19 protein-coding genes are annotated in these 18066 nt (G+C 60.5%); 12 read left to right on the plus strand and 7 right to left on the minus strand.

The features are described from left to right. Positions 1 to 357: 357 nt before the first annotated feature. The gene (locus B0E55_RS32450) at positions 358 to 492 is read left to right on the plus strand and encodes a hypothetical protein (RefSeq protein ID WP_019745682.1); all 135 of its coding nucleotides are present in this window, start codon (positions 358 to 360) and stop codon (positions 490 to 492) included. A 521-nt stretch (positions 493 to 1013) separates the two neighbouring features. After that, on the plus strand, positions 1014 to 1511 hold the full coding sequence (locus B0E55_RS12705) for a hypothetical protein (protein WP_020971070.1): 498 nt from the start codon (positions 1014 to 1016) through the stop codon (positions 1509 to 1511). Positions 1512 to 1705: 194 nt separating this feature from the next. Here the strand turns inward: B0E55_RS12705 and B0E55_RS12710 are convergent, their stop codons facing one another. Beyond that, the gene (locus tag B0E55_RS12710; RefSeq protein ID WP_019745679.1) at positions 1706 to 2197 is read right to left on the minus strand and encodes an Lrp/AsnC family transcriptional regulator; all 492 of its coding nucleotides are present in this window, start codon (positions 2195 to 2197) and stop codon (positions 1706 to 1708) included. 137 nt (positions 2198 to 2334) lie between these two features. Between B0E55_RS12710 and kynB the strand changes: the two genes are divergently transcribed. The 3 genes from kynB to B0E55_RS12725 are packed head-to-tail and all read left to right on the plus strand — an operon-like array spanning position 2335 to position 5799. Beyond that, complete coding sequence (gene kynB / locus B0E55_RS12715) at positions 2335 to 3051, plus strand: arylformamidase (protein ID WP_019745678.1); 717 nt, start codon at positions 2335 to 2337, stop codon at positions 3049 to 3051. Further along, positions 3048 to 4313, plus strand: a complete 1266-nt coding sequence (gene kynU / locus B0E55_RS12720; RefSeq protein ID WP_020909417.1) for a kynureninase — start codon at positions 3048 to 3050, stop codon at positions 4311 to 4313. Before kynB ends, kynU begins: the two co-directional genes overlap by 4 nt. Before the next feature lie 52 nt (positions 4314 to 4365). After that, positions 4366 to 5799, plus strand: coding sequence for an amino acid permease (locus B0E55_RS12725; protein WP_080909824.1), 1434 nt, complete (start codon positions 4366 to 4368; stop codon positions 5797 to 5799). A gap of 13 nt (positions 5800 to 5812) precedes the next feature. Here B0E55_RS12725 and B0E55_RS12730 read toward each other — a convergent pair whose 3' ends face one another. Continuing rightward, positions 5813 to 6499 (minus strand): dienelactone hydrolase family protein, encoded by a 687-nt coding sequence (locus B0E55_RS12730; protein ID WP_019745675.1) that lies wholly within the window; start codon positions 6497 to 6499, stop codon positions 5813 to 5815. 73 nt (positions 6500 to 6572) lie between these two features. Between B0E55_RS12730 and B0E55_RS12735 the strand changes: the two genes are divergently transcribed. The 4 genes from B0E55_RS12735 to B0E55_RS12750 all read left to right on the plus strand — a co-directional run bounded on the left by B0E55_RS12735 (position 6573) and on the right by B0E55_RS12750 (position 11038). Next, the gene (locus tag B0E55_RS12735) at positions 6573 to 7517 is read left to right on the plus strand and encodes a D-cysteine desulfhydrase family protein (RefSeq protein ID WP_020971068.1); all 945 of its coding nucleotides are present in this window, start codon (positions 6573 to 6575) and stop codon (positions 7515 to 7517) included. Continuing rightward, positions 7514 to 8371 carry a helix-turn-helix transcriptional regulator gene (locus B0E55_RS12740; RefSeq protein ID WP_020971067.1) on the plus strand — a complete coding sequence of 286 codons (858 nt, stop codon included), beginning with the start codon at positions 7514 to 7516 and terminating at the stop codon, positions 8369 to 8371. The genes B0E55_RS12735 and B0E55_RS12740 overlap by 4 nt, the downstream gene beginning before the upstream one ends. A 95-nt stretch (positions 8372 to 8466) precedes the next feature. Then, positions 8467 to 9450 (plus strand): ABC transporter substrate-binding protein, encoded by a 984-nt coding sequence (locus tag B0E55_RS12745; RefSeq protein WP_080909825.1) that lies wholly within the window; start codon positions 8467 to 8469, stop codon positions 9448 to 9450. Between the two features lie 421 nt (positions 9451 to 9871). Further along, on the plus strand, positions 9872 to 11038 hold the full coding sequence (locus B0E55_RS12750; protein WP_029256457.1) for an alkane 1-monooxygenase: 1167 nt from the start codon (positions 9872 to 9874) through the stop codon (positions 11036 to 11038). Between the two features lie 38 nt (positions 11039 to 11076). Here B0E55_RS12750 and B0E55_RS12755 read toward each other — a convergent pair whose 3' ends face one another. After that, entirely contained in the window at positions 11077 to 12024 is a 948-nt protein-coding gene (locus B0E55_RS12755) for a nuclear transport factor 2 family protein (RefSeq protein WP_080909826.1), read from the minus strand. A gap of 2 nt (positions 12025 to 12026) precedes the next feature. Beyond that, complete coding sequence (locus B0E55_RS12760) at positions 12027 to 12665, minus strand: NAD(P)-dependent oxidoreductase (protein ID WP_060937857.1); 639 nt, start codon at positions 12663 to 12665, stop codon at positions 12027 to 12029. A 167-nt stretch (positions 12666 to 12832) separates the two neighbouring features. On the opposite strand from B0E55_RS12760, the gene B0E55_RS12765 reads away from it, so the two are divergent. From B0E55_RS12765 to B0E55_RS12775, 3 genes are all read left to right on the plus strand, one after another. Then, complete coding sequence (locus B0E55_RS12765; protein WP_080909827.1) at positions 12833 to 13804, plus strand: serine/threonine dehydratase; 972 nt, start codon at positions 12833 to 12835, stop codon at positions 13802 to 13804. A gap of 58 nt (positions 13805 to 13862) precedes the next feature. Then, positions 13863 to 14264 carry a hypothetical protein gene (locus B0E55_RS12770; RefSeq protein WP_020971062.1) on the plus strand — a complete coding sequence of 134 codons (402 nt, stop codon included), beginning with the start codon at positions 13863 to 13865 and terminating at the stop codon, positions 14262 to 14264. Between the two features lie 61 nt (positions 14265 to 14325). After that, positions 14326 to 15162, plus strand: coding sequence for a DUF1206 domain-containing protein (locus tag B0E55_RS12775; RefSeq protein WP_019745667.1), 837 nt, complete (start codon positions 14326 to 14328; stop codon positions 15160 to 15162). Positions 15163 to 15181: 19 nt separating this feature from the next. Here B0E55_RS12775 and B0E55_RS12780 read toward each other — a convergent pair whose 3' ends face one another. From B0E55_RS12780 to B0E55_RS12790, 3 genes are all read right to left on the minus strand, one after another. Next, complete coding sequence (locus tag B0E55_RS12780) at positions 15182 to 16489, minus strand: serine hydrolase domain-containing protein (protein WP_080909828.1); 1308 nt, start codon at positions 16487 to 16489, stop codon at positions 15182 to 15184. Between the two features lie 82 nt (positions 16490 to 16571). Further along, a complete protein-coding gene (locus B0E55_RS12785; RefSeq protein WP_060937860.1) occupies positions 16572 to 17315 on the minus strand; it encodes an SDR family oxidoreductase in 744 nt (247 codons plus the stop codon). Beyond that, positions 17308 to 18015 (minus strand): TetR/AcrR family transcriptional regulator, encoded by a 708-nt coding sequence (locus tag B0E55_RS12790; protein WP_108912713.1) that lies wholly within the window; start codon positions 18013 to 18015, stop codon positions 17308 to 17310. Before B0E55_RS12790 ends, B0E55_RS12785 begins: the two co-directional genes overlap by 8 nt. Positions 18016 to 18066: the final 51 nt, after the last annotated feature.

The raw sequence follows: 18066 nt of genomic DNA on the forward strand, positions 1-18066 counted from the left end.
CTTCTGGCTGCACTGAGGACCCTGATTACCGGGGTGGCACCCATTCTTGGGGGCTCAATAGACATTTTGAACACGATGTCTACCAACGACTATTCGAACGAAGGGTGAGCGGTATGGAATCCGTCGCAGAGGCGACGTCATCGTTGGGCGAGACAGTTGCCCAGATGCTGCCGACATTGTTTTTCATGTTGATTCAACGTCCACTCGAACTTTCGATGGGCTTCTGAGGGGAAGGTAAGGCATGTCGCTTCAGCCAATTATGAGTGATTCTTTGGGGCTTGCTGCAATGGTGTGGCCTGCTCTCTCTGAATACCTCACCGCATTTCTGATCTCTCTATCCTGAGAAGGAGTACAAAGATGTCGTCAGACTACTGGGCAGGGATGGTCAATCTCATGTCGAGTTTCGTTGGGGTTGTATTGTTCGGCCTCAGCACTGCTTCCGCCGAAGGTGCGGGCTGGTCCAGCGCAGAGTCGCTCAGCGCCGGCAGGTGACGCCACTTGATTGGTGGACGAATTCACCAATCTCGTAGCTCGAAAGATGTTTCGGCACAAGTGTTTTCTGAAGTTGATTGATGAGGTGGGCGCACGTGGTGCGCCCACCTCTCTTCGTGCAATCGAACACTGGTGATTGTGCCGAGGAAGTGTTGCATGAGCGTCTTCGCTATCTGACTGCCTGTGTGGCTGGCGGGACCACATCCTGCGCCCTAGTGGCAACGAAGGATCTCGAAAAGTGATGTTGTGCAACATTTTTGAGAATGTCTAAATCGCCGACAAGCGTAACAAAAAGTGCATATAGTGTATGTAGCACGACGGTTAGTTCAGTTCACGGCCGGAGCGTCGAACTGCCGAGTGCCCAAGACGGGGAAACTCAGATCATCGCCACAGCTGCATGAACCATGTGTCTTCCCTGCGCTCTGAATGGCGTGCAAACAGGAGGTTTCCGAGTCGCACAGTGGACAGAAGATTCGAATAGCGATTCGTTCGCGTTTCATCTACGAAAGGTGTTCACAGTCATGGGATTTAAGAGAGTCGGAATTGGTGCGGGTGTTCTTGCGTCCGCCGCTGCCCTCGCGTTCGCAGGAACCGCTTCTGCCGCTCCCGCGGTCGAGGCCGTACCTACCGCTGATTACCAGCTGTGTGGCAATGTTTACAGCGGTGCGGGGTTGGAGTACAACGCCGCACCACCGGCGGCCGCACAAGGTGTCTCCGGGGTCGTAATCTCCGGCGTGATTAGCACGGCACCCTCCACGACGTATACCGCGACCACCGATTCAGCGGGGCGTTACTGTATCCAGGCTCCGAATACGATGAAGGCTGATGTACTGGGCGGAGCCACGGTCAAGCTCACTGCCGGCACCCCGCCGTCACCGTTCACCACCATCACCAACAATCCGTGGAAGAGTGCAGCAGTTTTCGGGACTACGAACATCGGAACGATCATTTTTGCAGCGCATCAGTACGGATCGCTCAGTTCCAACTCGGCGTACCACTTTAATTTCGTTGCCTCGTAGATAATCCGTCGACTGATTTGACCGAGCGACATCTTGAGTCCGCACGTGAGGTCTGACTGTCGGCTGACGAGGTAGTTCAAGGATGGGGTGGGTGCAATCCAATGCACCCACCCCGTTTCACTTGTGCTCACATGATCGAACGGCAGCCAGACGACTGGTGCGATCGATCGACGATGATTGCTGTGCCCTGCGGTTCAGTCACCCTGCCGCAGTTCGCTGAAGATCAAGTTGGTCTGGGTATTGGCGATGGCCGGATCGTTGAGGTGCGCGCTGACGAAATCGCGAAGCCGAGTGGGAGATTCACACGAGACGTGCACCAGGAGATCACGGTCCCCACTCATCAGGAACACTCGCTGAACGGAATCCAGTCCGCTCAGGTGCTCGGCAATTTCCGTCATCCGGCTCCTGGCGTGGGAGTGAATCAGAATCGACACCATCGCCGAGATCTCGAGGCCGAGTAGCTCGAGGTCTATGTCTGCGTGAAACCCCTTGATGACGCCCGATTCGCGTAGCGCACGCATCCGCGCCAGAGCGGTCGACGGCGCTATCCCGACCTTCTCGGCGAGTGCATTGTTGGGGATGCGTGCATCCCGGACGAGTTCGCGGAGAATCGCCGTATCGACGTCGTCGAGCCGAACATGATTCGGCCGAGCCGCGGCTGCCGCCCGTTCGATCGCATTAATCATCCGATTTCTCCCTGCCGTTGCGAAAATATTCAGCAACTATTGACCGCGCCCGTCGATGATTCTAGCTTTTGCCAAACACATCGAATTATCAAACGGTCGAGATCGACACAGTCGACTGTTGCGACGAAGGGGTCCGGATGGTTCCGAGGATCGGCCGACACACGGGCGATTCGGGGGCGCGGTTGATCGACATCAGCCCGCCGATCTCCGAATCGACGCCCGTGTGGCCAGGCGATACCGCCTTCACCCGCGCTGTTACGTCAGACCTCGGCGACAGTGACGCCGTCACGATCAACCGAATCACCACCACTCCTCATATCGGTGCTCACGCCGATGCGCCGGCGCACACCCGCATCGGCGGTGCGCCCATCGGTTCTGTTCCCCTCGAGCCCTATCTCGGCGAAGCACTGGTGGTCGACATGACGGGCGTCGACGGTGCCGCATGCATCAGGCCCGTCGAAGAGACGGTGGAGCGACTCGGCGGCCATCTGCCGCAGCGGCTGATTCTGAGGACTTACCCGAAGTACCCGCGCGAGTGGGACAACGACTTCGCCGGCGTTTCTCCGGAGCTGACCCACTGGTTCGCCGACCGCGGTGGAGTTCTGATCGGAATCGACGGCGCCTCGTTCGATCCGATGGACAGCAAGACCATGGACGGGCACCACGCGGCAAGCGATCGTGGCGTCGCGATCCTCGAAGGACTGTGCCTCGACGAGGTCGACGAAGGCTACTACGAGTTGATCGCACTGCCGCTGAAGTTCCTCGACCTCGATGCCAGCCCGGTACGCGCCGTGCTCCGGACTCTGCCTTCATCACTTTCAACGCCGACACATGCAGGAGAAGAATCGTCATGACATCGACAACCACCCTTTCGTTGGATGACTGCGTCAAGGCCGACGCAGTGGATCCCCTGAGGGAGTTCCGCCGCGAGTTCGCGATTCCGGAGGGCGTTCTCTACTTCGACGGAAACTCGCTCGGCGCGCGTCCCATTGCCGCACAGGAATGCGCCGCGAGAGTAATCGGCGACGAGTGGGGCAACGGCTTGGTTCGCAGTTGGAACGAGGCTGGATGGTTCGACCTCCCGGTCCGCCTCGGTGACAAACTCGCCCCGTTGCTGGGAGCAGGTGAAGGCGAAGTGGTAGTGACGGATTCGACGTCGATCAACCTGTTCAAGGCATTGGCCTCCGCACTGTCCATCGCGGCTGCTCAGGATCCCAGCCGGAAGGTGATCGTCTCCGAGCGCGACAATTTCCCCACTGACCTCTACATTGCGGAGGGCATCATCTCGCTGCTCGATCAGGGATACGAACTACGCCTGATCGACCAACCGGGCGACCTCACCGAAGCAGTAGGACCAGACACCGCCGTAGTGATGTTGTCGCACGTCAACTACCGCACCGGAAACCTGTATGCGATGACGGAAGTCACTGCAGCAGTGCAGGAACGTGGCGCCCTCATGATCTGGGATCTCGCACACTCGGCCGGCGCCGTCACTGTCGATCTGAGCGGCGCCGACGCCGACTTCGCGGTCGGGTGTACGTACAAGTACCTCAATGGTGGTCCAGGTTCACCTGCATTCATCTGGGTCAACCGTCGCCATCAGAACACCGGAATCCAGCCGCTGTCCGGGTGGTGGGGGCACGCGCGACCGTTCGCGATGGAGTCGGCCTACGAACCGGGCGCAGGAATACGACGGTTTCTGAGTGGTACTCAACCAATCACGTCGTTGTCACTCGTCGAGTGTGGTCTCGACGTCATGCTCAAAGCTGACATGGCCGACATCCGCAGCAAGTCGCTCGCGCTGGCCGATCTCTTCATCAACCTCGTCGAGGAGCGTTGCGCTGCCTACGGTTTGGAGTTGATCACGCCGCGCGCGCACGAGCGTCGTGGCTCGCACGTGAGTTTTGTTCATCCCGAGGGCTATTCCATCATGAAGGCTCTCATCGCGCGGGGCGTCATCGGCGACTACCGCGAACCAGGAGTGCTGAGGTTCGGTATCACTCCGCTCTATCTCGGATACGCCGACGTGTGGAACGCCGTCGACGTGTTGCGAGACATCCTCGAGAACAAGTCCTGGGATCGCCCCGAATTCCGCGAGCGCGACGCAGTCACCTGATTCTTCCAAGTTTCCGCGGACCGGGAGGTACCGCCTTTCGCAAGGAGCTTTCATGAGTGATTTCAAAAACATTCAGCAGCGAGAATCAGGTCTCAAACGCGAACTCGGCCCCAAGCAGATGAGCATGATCGCGCTCGGCGGTGCAATCGGCACCGGACTCTTCCTCGGCAGTAAGTTCGCCATCGGATTTGCCGGCCCGAGCGTCATCATCAGTTACGCGATCGGCGGGTTGATCGCCCTGCTGCTGATGGGTGCCCTCGCCGAAATGACCGTCGCACATGCGACATCAGGTTCGTTCGGTGCGTACGCAGAGTTCTACGTCGGACCGTTGATCGGCTTCCTCGTTCGCTATCTCTACTGGTCTTGCATCGTCCTCGCGGTCGGTACCGAGGTCACCGCGATCGGTGAATACATGCAGTTCTGGTTCGCCGACGTACCGTCGTGGCTGTGGATCGTGTTGTTCTCCGGAGTGCTGATCGGCGTGAACATGTTCAACGTCAAGGCCTTCGGAACGATGGAGTACTGGTTCTCGACGATCAAGGTCTTCGCGATCGTGGCATTCATCGTGATGGCAGCGTACGTCGTGTTCGGTAGCGGGAACCCGGACTATGGATTCCACAACTACACGGCCGGTGGCGGATTCTTTCCGAATGGTTTGTCCGGCATGTGGTTTGCCGTGATCGTATCGATCTTCAGCTACTTGAGCATCGAGATGATCGCCATTGCGGCCGGTGAGGCGGAAAACCCCGCGGTGGCGGTGAAGAAGGCGTTCCGTGTGACGATCGTCCGGCTGTTCGTCTTCTACATCGCAACCCTTGCTTTGATTCTGGCAATTGCTCCGATGGACAAGATCTTGAGCGGCGGAAGCCCTTTCGTCACGGTAATGCAGGTCGTGAAGATTCCGGGCGCAGACAGTGTGCTGAACTTCGTGGTGATCATTGCCGCGCTGTCCGCGATGAACAGTCAGTTGTACGTGTCTTCGCGAATGATGTTCTCGCTCTCGCGTGCTGGTGACGCGCCGGCCATTCTCGGCAAGGTCAGGGCCAACGGCTCGCCGGTCAACGCCTTGCTGCTGTCGACGTCGGGCATCGCCGTCGCGACCATCGTCTACGTTCTCTTTCCCGAGCAGGCATTCACGTTGATGATCTCGTTGTCGATGTTCGGAGCGATGGCGACGTGGCTGCTGATCTTCGTGACGCACTGGTTCTTTCGCAAGCGGATGAAGGAGGACGGAACCAAACTTTCCTTCACGATTCCGTTCTTTCCGGTGGGAACAATCCTCGGCGGAGTCCTCATGGTCGCGATTCTGATCACCACGCTGTGGGTCGACGATTTCAAGATGACGCTGGTGTTCGGAGTTCCGTTTGTTCTTGCCGTGATCGGCATCTACTACTTCACCCGATCACGTCGGGCGCAGAGTCGAGCGGTAACGGCTGAACAGGTTCAGGACGAGATCACCGGCACGGTGGTCAAGCGGGTTCCCTGACTCGCATTGGCAATCAAAGGGTTTCGGCGAAGAACTCCATAGTGCGGGTCCAGGCGAGGGCAGCAGAATCCGGGGCGTAGTGGCTGGTCGAAGTGTCGTTGTTGAACGCGTGGCCGGCGTCGGCATAGCGGTACACCCGGGCGAGATCGGACGCGGTTGCGCGCAATTGCTCGACGCTCTCCGGCGGGATACTCGGATCGAGGTCGCCGTAGTGACCGAGCCACGGGACCTGCAGTTGCGCTGCAAGTTCGGTGCCTGCCGCGATTCCGTCCCATCGGGCCTCGGCGACACCGCCGCCGTAGTACGTGACAGCGGAATCGACGAGGGGTACCGCGGCACACCACAGTGACGCGGTGCCGCCCATGCAGAATCCGAGGGAGCCGACTTTGTCTGCTCCCTCGGATCGGCTGTAGTCGACGGCGGCACGTACGTCGTGGCCGATGCTTGTGCTGTCGAGTGCCATGAGCGCATCCTTCGCGGACGGGAAGTCGGTGAAGGAGGTCTGTGCGCCGCGGTGGTAGAGATGCGGGGCGACGGCAAGGTAGCCGGCGTCGGCGAGGCGTTCGAGGATGCTCTCGATGTGTTGGTTCACGCCCCACGCTTCTTGGAGAACTACTACCGCATGTCTCGGTTCACTCGGCGAATCCGGTCGGCTGACGGTCAGCGGTACGTCACGTGTGGTCGTCGTGAAAGTTCCCATGTCCCGACTGTATGCGAGTACGGACTGTATTCGAGTACGGACTGTGGGTGCACGGTCGAACTAGACTCGTCGAATGTTCAGTTCCGACGTTCCGCCGATCAGCCTGGGCAGTTGGCCGACGCCCGTCGAACCTTTGGCGCGTTGCGCGAAGGCACTCGGATTGGGGCCGGAAGACCTGTGGATCAAACGTGACGATGTCACCGGACTAGGCGGTGGCGGCAACAAGATCCGAAAGCTGCAGTACACCTGCGCTCAGGCTTTGGCCGTCGGCGCGACGACTTTGATCACTACCGGTGCACCGCAAAGCAATCACGCTCGGTTGACTGCATCCGCAGCAGCCCGTTCGGGATTGCGTTGTGTGCTGGTGCTCGGTGGTGCCGAGCCGGAATCCGCGCAGGGAAATCTCGTTCTGGATGCACTCGCGGGCGCTGAGATCGTCTGGGCCGGTGGGGACAGGGCATCCGCGGTCGACGCCGCGGTGCAGGCCGTCGCTGACTCGGGCGGAGTTCCTTTTGTCATTCCCTTCGGTGGTACCAGCGCGGTGGCCGCGCAGGGTTACGTCGACTGCGCACGCGAGATAGAGCAGCAACTCCCCGGAGTGGAACGCGTCGTGGTTGCACTCGGATCGGGCGGAACGATGGCTGGACTTGTCGCGCATCTGGGCGTCGACAGAGTTGTCGGCGTCGATGTCGGGGCTGTTGCCGATCCAGTGTCGACCCTCGCTGGGTTATTGGACGAGATGCCTGGTCCGATCGTGCGAGCCGCGGATCTTCAGATCCTGCGAAACCAAGTTGGACAAGGATATTCGACGCTCACGGAAGCATCAGCCGGCGCGATCCGATGTTTGGCTCGTACGGAGGGCATCTTCCTCGACCCGACGTACACCGGCCGAGCCTTTGCGGGATTGATCCAACTCGTGAAGGACAAAGCCATCACGGCGGGATCAAAAACGGTCTTCCTGCACACCGGGGGGTTACCTGGCCTGTTCGGACATCCCGAACTGTCGACGCTGCGGTGAGCGAGCAGATCGACTACCCGCTCAGCAGCCCGCTCGACGAGCTGTCCGAGTGGCAACGCGTCGTGCGACCGCTGCGCGTCAGTGCCGACGGGTATCTGCGTTTGGCGACCAATCGGCTGTCAGTCGACTCCGACTACACGTGGGAGATGCACCGCCACAGCGATCACGAATTGCTGTGGGCGATCGACGGTGTTCTCGAGGTCCGTACTCCGGAGACTGTGTACACGGTGCCGAGTGGGGTCAGTCTATGGATCCCGTCCTATGTTCCCCACGAGGTGACGGCGCGTAGCGGCACAGAATTGTCGTGCACGTGGTTGGTGGCATCCGATGTGACCGGGTTGGATCGTGTGGTGGCCTTGTCCACCCCTCCGCTGCTCGAACAAGTACTCGATCACCTCACCCGAGACGACTTGACCGACGCGGCTCGTCGACGAGCCGAGGCGTTTGCCATCGACCTCGTCGAACCCGTACCGCGACTGATTTTCGATGTGCCGCTGCCGACGACGCCGTGGCTTCGGCAGATCGCAGATCAGTTGGTTGCCAGCCCGGCCGACACCCGATCGGTCGAGGAGTGGGCCACCGACGCGAAGGTCAGTACGAGGACTCTCACACGAAGGTTTCCGGCCGAAACCGGCTTGACCTTCTCGGAATGGCGTATGCGACTGCGGGCTCATCATGCGATGCAACTTCTGGCACTCGGTCGAAGCATCTCGTTTGTATCGAGGAAGACGGGTTTCCGTTCCGAAAGCGCGTTCGGTGCGGCTTTTCGTCGGACGATGGGTGTGACCCCGGGGGAGTTCGCAAGCCTGATCGATCATCCGCGCGCGCCAATGACCGATTGGCTACAGGACTAGTCCGAACAGCGACTCAAAGCGCCTCGATCGGACTTGTGTCGTGCCACAGAATGAACTTAGGGTTGGCTAAACAATCACCTCTGTAGGAGTTCTGCGTGCGCGCAATTCGATCATTTTCTTTCGGTTCCAGAGTCATCGCAGCGGCGGCAGTTGCCGTTGTCGGTGCGATGGCGGTGACTGGCTGTTCCTCGTCATCGGCCGACTCCGAGCCGACGGACGTCCGGACGGTTGCCTCGGCATACGGGGACATCGAGGTTCCTGCCTCGCCGGAGCGCGTCGTCGCCGCGTCGTACGACACTCCTTGGCAGCTCATGTCCCTCGGAGTGAAACCGGCTGCTGTGCAGGACTACGGCAAGTGGATCAGTGAATTCACGCCCGAGCAGCAGGCCTTCGTCGACGGGCTCCCGACCATCGGGCCGTACGGGGAAATGAACTTCGAAGCGATCGCTGCGGCAGATCCCGACATCATCGTCGGCGACGCCGACGAAGTGGACCAAGCGGCGTTCGACCGTCTGTCTGGCATTGCGCCCACTGTCATCGTCAAGGGCGAGAGTCGAGGTGACTGGAAGACGATCACCACGGAGATCGCCGAGGCGATCGGCAAGACGGACGTGCTCGAGTCGACGCGCACTGCTTACGAAGAGAATCTCGAACTTGTTCGTGGCGAGTACGCGGACGTGATCGCGAACAACAAGTGGATTCACATTTCGCTCGGAGACGCACCCGGCGCTTTCTCGGTTCAGCAGCCCACTGGTGCGATCGGCAATTTGGTCGTCAACGAACTCGGATTGGCGTACGGGCCCGGTGTTCCGACCAATTACACCGATGCCGGATACGAGTCCTACCCGATGGAGCAGCTGGCCGACATCATGAACGGTGTGACGGTCGTGCTGTATCCCCTGAATGCGGACGGATCGACCAATGCGGCGGTTCAAGCGGTCCTCGACGACAACTTCTTCACGAGGCTGCCGGCGGCGCAGGCTGGACACGTCTTCGGATTGCAGTCGAGTGTCACAGATTTCGTGACCGCGAACGGTTGGCTGAACGAAGTGAAAACGAAGGTGTTTGCAACGCTCTGACGCTTGCTCACCTTTTGACTGCGCGCCCGCAACTGACCAGTTGAGGGCGCGCAGTCTTTTTGGTTGCCGCTCCGGGTGAGAACCCTGTCCTCTGCTTATGATTTCTGTCACGGCTGGTTACCGTTACTTCGTTGAACCGGACCAGGGCTGGTCTTGCCAGACCCTTGACGTTTCGAGGCGCGGCAAAAGGTTGATGCGGTGTCCATTGCCGCAGATCGATGGGGTATTTTGTCCGAATCAGCTGTCGGGGTGAACAGTGGCTACTCGGGGGAGAGCGCGTGCCGGACATGTGTCCCGGTCGGGTTTCCAGTAGGGCGTCGTGCGTTCACGGCCACATCCGTCAGCGCGCGAGTCGTGGTTTGCTGAGCGTGAACGGTGCGTGGGGCGAATCGTTCGAGGGGACGAAAGGCGAGATCGGCGAATGACAGCGACTTCCGACGCACGGCATACCGAATCGAAGGCTGTCCAGAACACCGACTCGCCGTCTGGCGAAAACCCGCGCTGGCGCGACCGCAAAAGGTACCTGTGGCCGCTCGGATTGCTGATTCCACTCAGCCCGTTCATCTCCTGGTTTCTCGTCGACAACCTTCGTCTCGGATTGTTCTGGGCGACCGGCGCGTGGCTCCTGGTCATCGTCATCCCGATCATCGACATGTTGGCTGGTGAAGACGGCGAAAGTCCGCCGGACGATGCGATCCCACGACTGCAGAAGGACCGCTACTACCGCTGGTGCACTTACGCGTTCCTCCCCTTGCAATACGCCGGTCTGGTCTTCGCCTGCTGGTGCTGGATCAACGCTCCGATGGGAATCGCGGAGAAGATCGCGATGTCGTTCACGGTGGGTGTCGTCGCCGGCGTCGGTATCAACGCGGCCCACGAGCTCGGCCACAAGAGCGAGAAGAGCGAACAGTGGCTCGCGAAAGTGGCGCTTGCGCAATCTCTCTACGGGCACTTCTACGTGGAACACAATTTCGGCCACCATGTGCGTGTAGCTACTCCGCAGGACCCGGCCAGCTCACGGTTCGGTGAGAGCTTCTGGAGGTTCTTGCCACGAAGTGTGTTCGGCGGGCTGCGTTCGGCATGGCGCATCGAGAGCGCGCGACTCCAGAGGAAAGGCAAACGAACCTGGAGCTTCGAGAACAATATTCTCAACGCTTGGGCGATGAGTGTTGTCCTCTTCGCGACGCTGATCGGTATCTTCGGTTGGGAGGTCGCGCCCTGGCTCCTGCTGCAGGCAGTTGCCGGATTCACCTTCCTCGAAGCGGCGAACTACCTCGAGCATTACGGTCTGCTGCGTGGCAAGCGTGCTGACGGCTCGTACGTTCGCTGCAGCCCCGCTGACAGTTGGAACAGCGATCACGTCGTGAGCAATCTGTTTCTCTACCAACTGCAGCGGCACAGCGATCACCACGCCAACCCGAAGCTGCGGTACCAAAGTCTGCGTAGCGCGGCCGAAGCGCCGCAACTTCCGGCCGGCTACGCAGTGATGATCGTGATCGCGTGGATTCCACCACTGTGGCGCCGGGTGATGGATCAGAGATTGTTGGACTACTACGACGGCGACACAGAACGAATCAACGTCGGCTGATCACGTAGCCGTCCGCTGAACTGTTCGGAGTTGTCGTCTCAGCGACCGTCATCCCACACGGTGTTACCGCTTGCGGTCGTCGAAGGGTAGTCCTGGACCGCGTCCCAGTGTTCGACAATTTTGCCGTTCTCGTCGAATCGGAAGATGTCCATCGAGCCGCTGCCGGCCGTTCCCTCACCGGACGAAGCGAAGGTCTGAACAAAGACGAAGTCGCCCTCGGCTACCGTCCGTGGAAACTTGGTGGCCTTGTCTCCGGTAACGGGTTCGATCCCGGCCAGTGCGGTGACAAATGCGTCCTTGCCGTCAGCGAACGAGGGGTTGTGCTGGGTGTAGGTCGGACCGACCAGCTGGTCGGCAGCCTCGGCGGCTTTGCCTTCGTTGAAGGCGAGCTGCAGGAACGTCAACGCGTTGGCCGTGTTGCGCTCCAAGACTTCTGACGACTTGGACGGCGACGAGGTGGGTCCGTCGAACATCGTGTTCGGATTTGCGGACGTTTCCGGCACGTCTTGAATGGCATCCCAGTGTTCGACGATCTTGCCGTTGTCGACGCGGAAGATGTCGAACACGGCCTGGCCGCGGTCGCCAGGTGCAGACGTGGTGTGAGACTGGAGGGCAACCAGATCGCCCTCGGCGAAAACACGAGTGATCTCGGCGTGCAATCCGGGTGTGGCCTCGACGTAACCGCCTATGCCGCTGACAAATCCGGCTGCCCCATCGGCGGCGGTGGGGTTGTGTTGGATGTAGACGTCGCCAATGTACCGGTCGGCGGCCTGCTGAACCTGACGGCCGTTGAACGCCAGTTCGTAGAAGTCCGTGACGACGGTCTTGTTGGATTCGAGTTGATCGCCCTGTTCGGCAACAACGCTCGTGGACGTCGCAGAGCTGCTGGGCGTTGCGGATTCCGCGTCGTTGGAGCACGCGGTGAGCAGGAGAGCGGCGGCAGCGGGAACAGTGATCCAGGCTGCGCGCCTACGAAGGTTGCTCATGTTCAGTGTGCGACGGTGAAACGCTGGCGACGGTGGGCCGGAGTCTCGATCTCGTCGACAAAAGCGTGGGCGTAGTCTTCGCCCGCGATGGCGGAGTTACCCTCGGCGTCCGTCAGGAGAATGTCGCCACCCAACTGGAACGATCCCTTCGGGGCGACGCCGGCATGGGCACCGAATGCTGCGGCCGGGCTCACGTAGAACCAGTCGACATTGCTGTCAGTTGCGCGGAGCGCGTCGAGGACGTCGGCGTGAGCGAGCGCCTCACCCTTGTATGCGTCCGGGAAATCGGGGGTGTCGACGACGCGCGGCCCACCCTCGGCGACCAACAGGCTGCCGGCGCCACCGACTACGGCAATGCGAGCACCGTTGCGTGCGGCGGCATCGGCGAGGGGAGTGACGGCGTCGAGCAGGCGCTTGCCGTCGATCTCGCGAGCGGGGATGGCAAGGACAACGACGTCGTTGTCTGCCGTGATCTGCTCCACGATCGTGTTGTCGTGAACCGAACCCTGCACGACATTCGTGTCGGTTCCGGACTGCGCGCTGCGAGCGACGACGGTTACCTCGTGGCCGCGTGAAGCGGCTTCCTTCGCGATTGCACTTCCTGCAAAACCGTTTCCACCGAATACTGCGATCTTCGACATGGCGTGTGCCTTTCCTTGCTGTCGTCGTTGTGCTTGTAGTAGTAAATTTATTCACCTGGAAGGTCGATGTCTCGGTCAGATGCAGGCAGTAATTGGTGAAAAACAGACATCTTGATGACGATGGGCCGACTGCTTCGGGTCGAAGTTGCGAACCGTAGGGTTGGTACATGACTCTCACCGCCGACAACAACGCAGGTCCAGTGGCAATCGAGCGCTCGGACGTCGAAGCTGCGCGGACTCGTATCGCAGGACTGGCGCGGCGTACTCCCATCTTTCGAACTGCGGTGCCGACACCACACGGTGAGGTGCCGGTTCTGCTCAAGCTCGAGTACCTCCAACACGGCGGCTCCTTCAAGGTGCGCGGCAGTCTCAATGCCGTGGAACGAGCGGTCGCCGACGGCACCATGCCTGACGCAGGCGTGGTGATCGCGTCCGGCGGCAACGCTGCGATCGGCGCTGCGTGGGCCGCGCGGCGCCGAGGGCTCACCTGCACAGTGGTGGTGCCGGAGACAGCGCCCGAAGCAAAGGTGAAGGCACTTGGGGAGCTGGGTGCAACCGTTCACAAGGTCGGCGACCGGTATGCACTCGCCGCTGCCGCTGCGGCGGACATCGCACGCTCGAGCGGTGCGCTCGAACTGCACGCCTACGACCTGCCCGACATCGTCAGCGGAGCCGGGACCATTGCTCTCGAGATCGAGGACGACGCATCCGGACCGATCACGTATTGCGTTGCAGTCGGCGGCGGCGGGTTGGTCTCTGGAATCGTCGCGGCGGCTCGTCCCGAAGATCAAGTGGTAGCCGTCGAGCCGACCGGGGCTGCCACCTTGCACACCTCGCTCGATGCGGGGCGTCCGATCGATATCGAAGTGAATAGTATCGCCGGGGACTCATTGGGGGCCACACGGATTGGCGCCATCGCCTGGGAGACGCTGCATGAGAGTTCGGTTAACAGCGTTGTGGTCGACGATGATTCGATCCGGCAGGCGCGGGCGTTCCTGTGGCGGGAGTTCCGGATCCTGGTGGAGTTGGGAACCGCGGCAGCAATGGTTCCGGTTCTGAACGGAACGGTGACGCCGCCGTCCGACGGTGAATTGTGCGTCGTTTTGTGCGGCGCCAACACGCATCCGACCGACCTGTAATTTTCGCGTATTTCTTTGCCTGCGTGTGAGAAAGTCCCAGGTGGGTACCTCTCGCAGTATGAGTACCAGCAGCATTATCTGGATAATTGTTGCCGTGGTCGTGGTGATAGCGATCGTGGCCGCACTCCTGTGGGTGGCGCGAAACAGGCGCGACGAGCGTCGTCACATCGAGGCAGAACAGATCCGCGAAGACGTCGCAGACAAGTCGCTGCAAGTAGGCGAGCGCGAGGCGCGGGCAGAAGAGACAGCAGCCAAAGCGCGCATGGTGCAGGCAGAGGCCGACGCCAAAGCGGCGGAAGCGTCTGCGCTGCAACATCATGCAGCGCAACATCGGAAAGAGGCGACGAGCTCTCGCGAGGAACTGAACCAGCAACGAGATCATGCAGACACGATCGACCCCAAGGTTCCAAACCCCGAAGAACCGCGGTCGACGCCGGATCAGAACCCTCGAAACCCTTGATCTCGAAACACTTGATGCAGGCGTTCGAGGGAAGCGTCTGCCCGTATATGGTTCGACGATCATGATGAACAAAGAATCGTCACCGCAGGACCAGAAAAGTGTCACGTCCACGGCGGCTGACGTCGCACAGAACAATGTCTTCGAGCGCTTTGCCCGCGCAGGATTTGTCGTCAGCGGCGTGGTTCATCTGCTGATCGGATATATCGCGATCCGCCTTGCTCTCGGTGGATCCGGGTCTGCGGACCAATCGGGTGCGATGGCCGAGTTGGCAGGAAAACCAGGGGGTGTCTTCGCTCTGTGGGTCGGCGTCGTGGCCTTCCTTGCCATGGCGTTGTGGAGATTGGCCGAAGCTGCGTTGGGGAGCTCGTCGTCGCCGTCCTCGGACGACAAGAAGAAGGAGTTCTTCAACCGTGCAAAGGCTCTGGGCATTTCGCTCGTCTATTTCGGTTTTGCTTTCACTGCATTCGGATTCGCCCGCGGAAGCGGGAAGTCCAGCAGCGGTCAGAGTGCGGGAATCACGGCGCGTTTGATGGAGAACACGCTGGGGACTATCGCATTGGTGATCGGTGGGATCGCGATCATCGCTGTTGGTGTTTACCACGTGTACAAGGGCGCGAGCCAGAACTTCCTGGATGATTTGAAAGGCACACCCAGCAACTTCGTGCGCCGACTCGGAACCGTCGGGTACGTCGCCAAGGGCTTGGCCATCGCTGCTGTCGGCGTTCTGGTTCTTCTCGCGGTCAACAGTTCCGAACCCGGCAAGTCCTCCGGACTCGACGGAGCGTTCAAGACGCTGGGTGCGCAGCCGTACGGAGTGGCCCTGCTGATCCTTGCCGGATTGGGCATCATCACCTACGGGCTCTACTGCTTCGTGATGGCACGCTCGACGAAGATGTAGCGCCCCTGGGTAAGTGGGTCTATCCGAATGACCCGGTCTGGAAACCGGCGTCGCTGCCCGACGAACTTCCCGTCGAGCTACCGAATATCGGTCGTCTCGGAACCAGATCATGCATCAGGTTCACTGCTGCAGGGTCGATCATCGCCGCATTTCCACCGTTCGCCAGAATCGTGATCGACCAGCCGCTGTCGGGAACCAACAGGGTGATGCAGTTGGATCCCGAGCTGTCTCCGTTCTTCTTGGCGAACGATTGTGGGAAGTTCGGCGTCGGGGGTTGGAGCTGCCACGCCATTCCCATTCCGAATGCAGGATTCTCCGGAGCTTGCGTGTCGATCTGCTCGAGCATCGAGGTCAGGACCGGTTTGAGCGGGTTGTTGCCATAGCCGAGAGTTGTTGCGGCCCAGATCGACATGTCCTCGGCGGTGCTGACGAGGCCACCCCCGCCTGCGATCGCACCCGTGTTGTTCCACAGAGGGGCTCTTGTGCCGTCGAGGTAGTACGGAAGGGCCAGGTCGGTTGCTTTGGTCTCGATCACGGTACCCATCATCCCGAGCGGGTCGGTGATTTCGCGGGCGACTGCTGCCGCGAAAGGCGGCTTCTCCTGTCCCGGAATGATCTTGTCTGCCATGAGTGTGCCGAGCAGTCCGAACCCGAAGTCCGAGTACAGCCAGTGGCTACCGGGGGCGAACTCCAAGGCCCCGGGAGCCCGGAGTCCTTCCCAGAGCATGTCTCTCGTGTACTTCGCTTTTTCGTCCGTGCACGATTGTGTGGGATCGGCACACCCTGCCGAAAGATTGGGTGGGTCGTCGCTCAGACCGGAACGGTGGGTGACCAGTTGGCGAAGCGTGATCTCCTCGCCACCGCTGCCTTTTGGCAGCGGGTTGCCGTCCGAATACTTGCTCGCCAGGTCGTCCAATCCGACTTCTCCCCGAGCGATCAGTTTCGCCAGTAGTGCAGCGGTGAAGGTCTTGGTCTCCGAGGCGATCTCGAATTGCGTTCGTGGAGTGACTCTCACGCCGTTTTCGACGTCGGCCTGGCCGTAGTGGTACGTAGTGGTGACACTCGCTTTGCGGTTCTTCTCATCCGGTTTGACGATGGCGAAGGCAAGACCGGGGACTCCGCTGTTCAGCAGTGTCTCTGCGACGCGCTGTACCGCTTGGGCTTCCGCAGGATCGCCGACCCGCGAACCTGGATTGGGTGCCGTGGGGCCGGCGGCGCTGGCGGTCGAGGAGGTCGCGAGGGTTATGACGGCGGTTGCCGCCAGCCCTGCAACGCTGATGAACTGTCGTCGTGACGTCCGGGCGGACCCTCGATCCTGGTTTTCCATTGTTTGCACATTACAACCAAAGTCGACTGGTTTGACTGTTTTGTCGGAATTGCCAAGGTGTGGTCCTTAGACGATGGTTTTGCTAAATCACGCCGCCGTTGACGTAGATGACCTGGCCGTTGACCCAGCGAGCTGGGCCGGCGAGAAACGCGACGGCCTCCGCGATGTCCACCGGTGTGCCGAGGCGTTCCAGGGGAGCCAGCTTGGACAGGTTCTCCACTGTAGCTTCGTCTTTCCCGTCCAAGAACAGATCGGTGGCCGTGGGGCCTGGGGCTACGGCGTTGACCGTGATATCGCGTCCCCGTAGCTCTTTCGCGAGAACCAGAGTGATCGCGTCGACAGCACCTTTGGTGGCGGCGTACGCGGCATAAGTCGGAAACGCCAGCTTCTTCACGGAGGTGGAGAAATTGATGATCGCACCACCTCGCCGGACACGTCTGGCTGCCTGCTGGTCGACCACGAAGGTCCCTCGGACGTTGGTCCGATGCATCCGATCGAAATCGTCGAAGTTCAGTTCTGCGACGGTGGAGAGAATCATGATTCCGGCTGCATGGACGACGACGTCGATGCCCCCGAACTCCTCCTCGACCGTATCGAACAGGGCCGCGACTTCACCTTCGTCGGCGACGTCGGCATGCACCGCGATGGCGCGACCGCCCGCTGCGACGATAGTGTCAACTGTTTCCTGGGCGCGTTGAAGGTTTCCTGAATAATGCACGGCGACAGTCATTCCGTCGGCGGCGAGCTTCTCGGCAGTCGCTCGCCCGATGCCGCCGGAAGCTCCGGTGACGATGGCGACGCGGGTGGTCGTGGTGGTGTCAGTCATGATGTAACTCCTGAACTGGTTTGGGTGCATCGGACAGCTTGCGGAGCCACTCCCGTAGTAGGCCGACTTCGTTGGTGGAGAGGGAAGTTGAATCTGCGGCGGCGAGTTGAGCGTCGAGAGTGGATGCAACTCTGTTGAGGGAGGCGTCCGGGTGGGCGCCGGATTCGTCGATGATGGACGCGAAGATTCCGTCGCGAACTCGCTGTGACAGCGTCGGATCGGGGTACTGTTCCGGCCTTACGACGAGCATCAGAGCGACACCCGCATTGGCGGACATCACCATCTGTGTAGCCACGTCGACCGATACGGTCAGAACGCCTGCCGCAGCGCATCGTTCGAGAACGGATCGAAGTAGCGCCTGGGCTTGCAAGGCGGTGTCGGCACTCTGGGCGGAAGGTGAGTGCATCAGTCGGTAATGAGCGGGATGTGCGAGCGCGAAGGCTGTATGTGCATCCCAGCCGGCCCGTAGATCGACGACGGGGTCATCGGAAGGTGTCGCAGCGCGTTTGCCTTCGAGGTATTCGGAGAATCCTGCCTCGACGACGGCTGCGAGCAGTCCGTCCTTGTCGCCGAACTGACGGTAGAGCGCGGGGGCGCCGACGCCGGCCATCTCGCACACGGCACGGGTGGAGATGTCACCGTTGGGGGAGGTGTTGAGCAACTCGGTTGCTGCGGCCAGAATCTTTGCCCTCGAACTCATGAAAACAACGCTAACATAAATGTGTAATCGTTGCTATCGCCGGTTTGGTCG

The sequence above is a fragment of the Rhodococcus sp. 66b genome, from assembly GCF_002076325.1.
GTDB lineage: Bacteria > Actinomycetota > Actinomycetes > Mycobacteriales > Mycobacteriaceae > Rhodococcus_F > Rhodococcus_F erythropolis.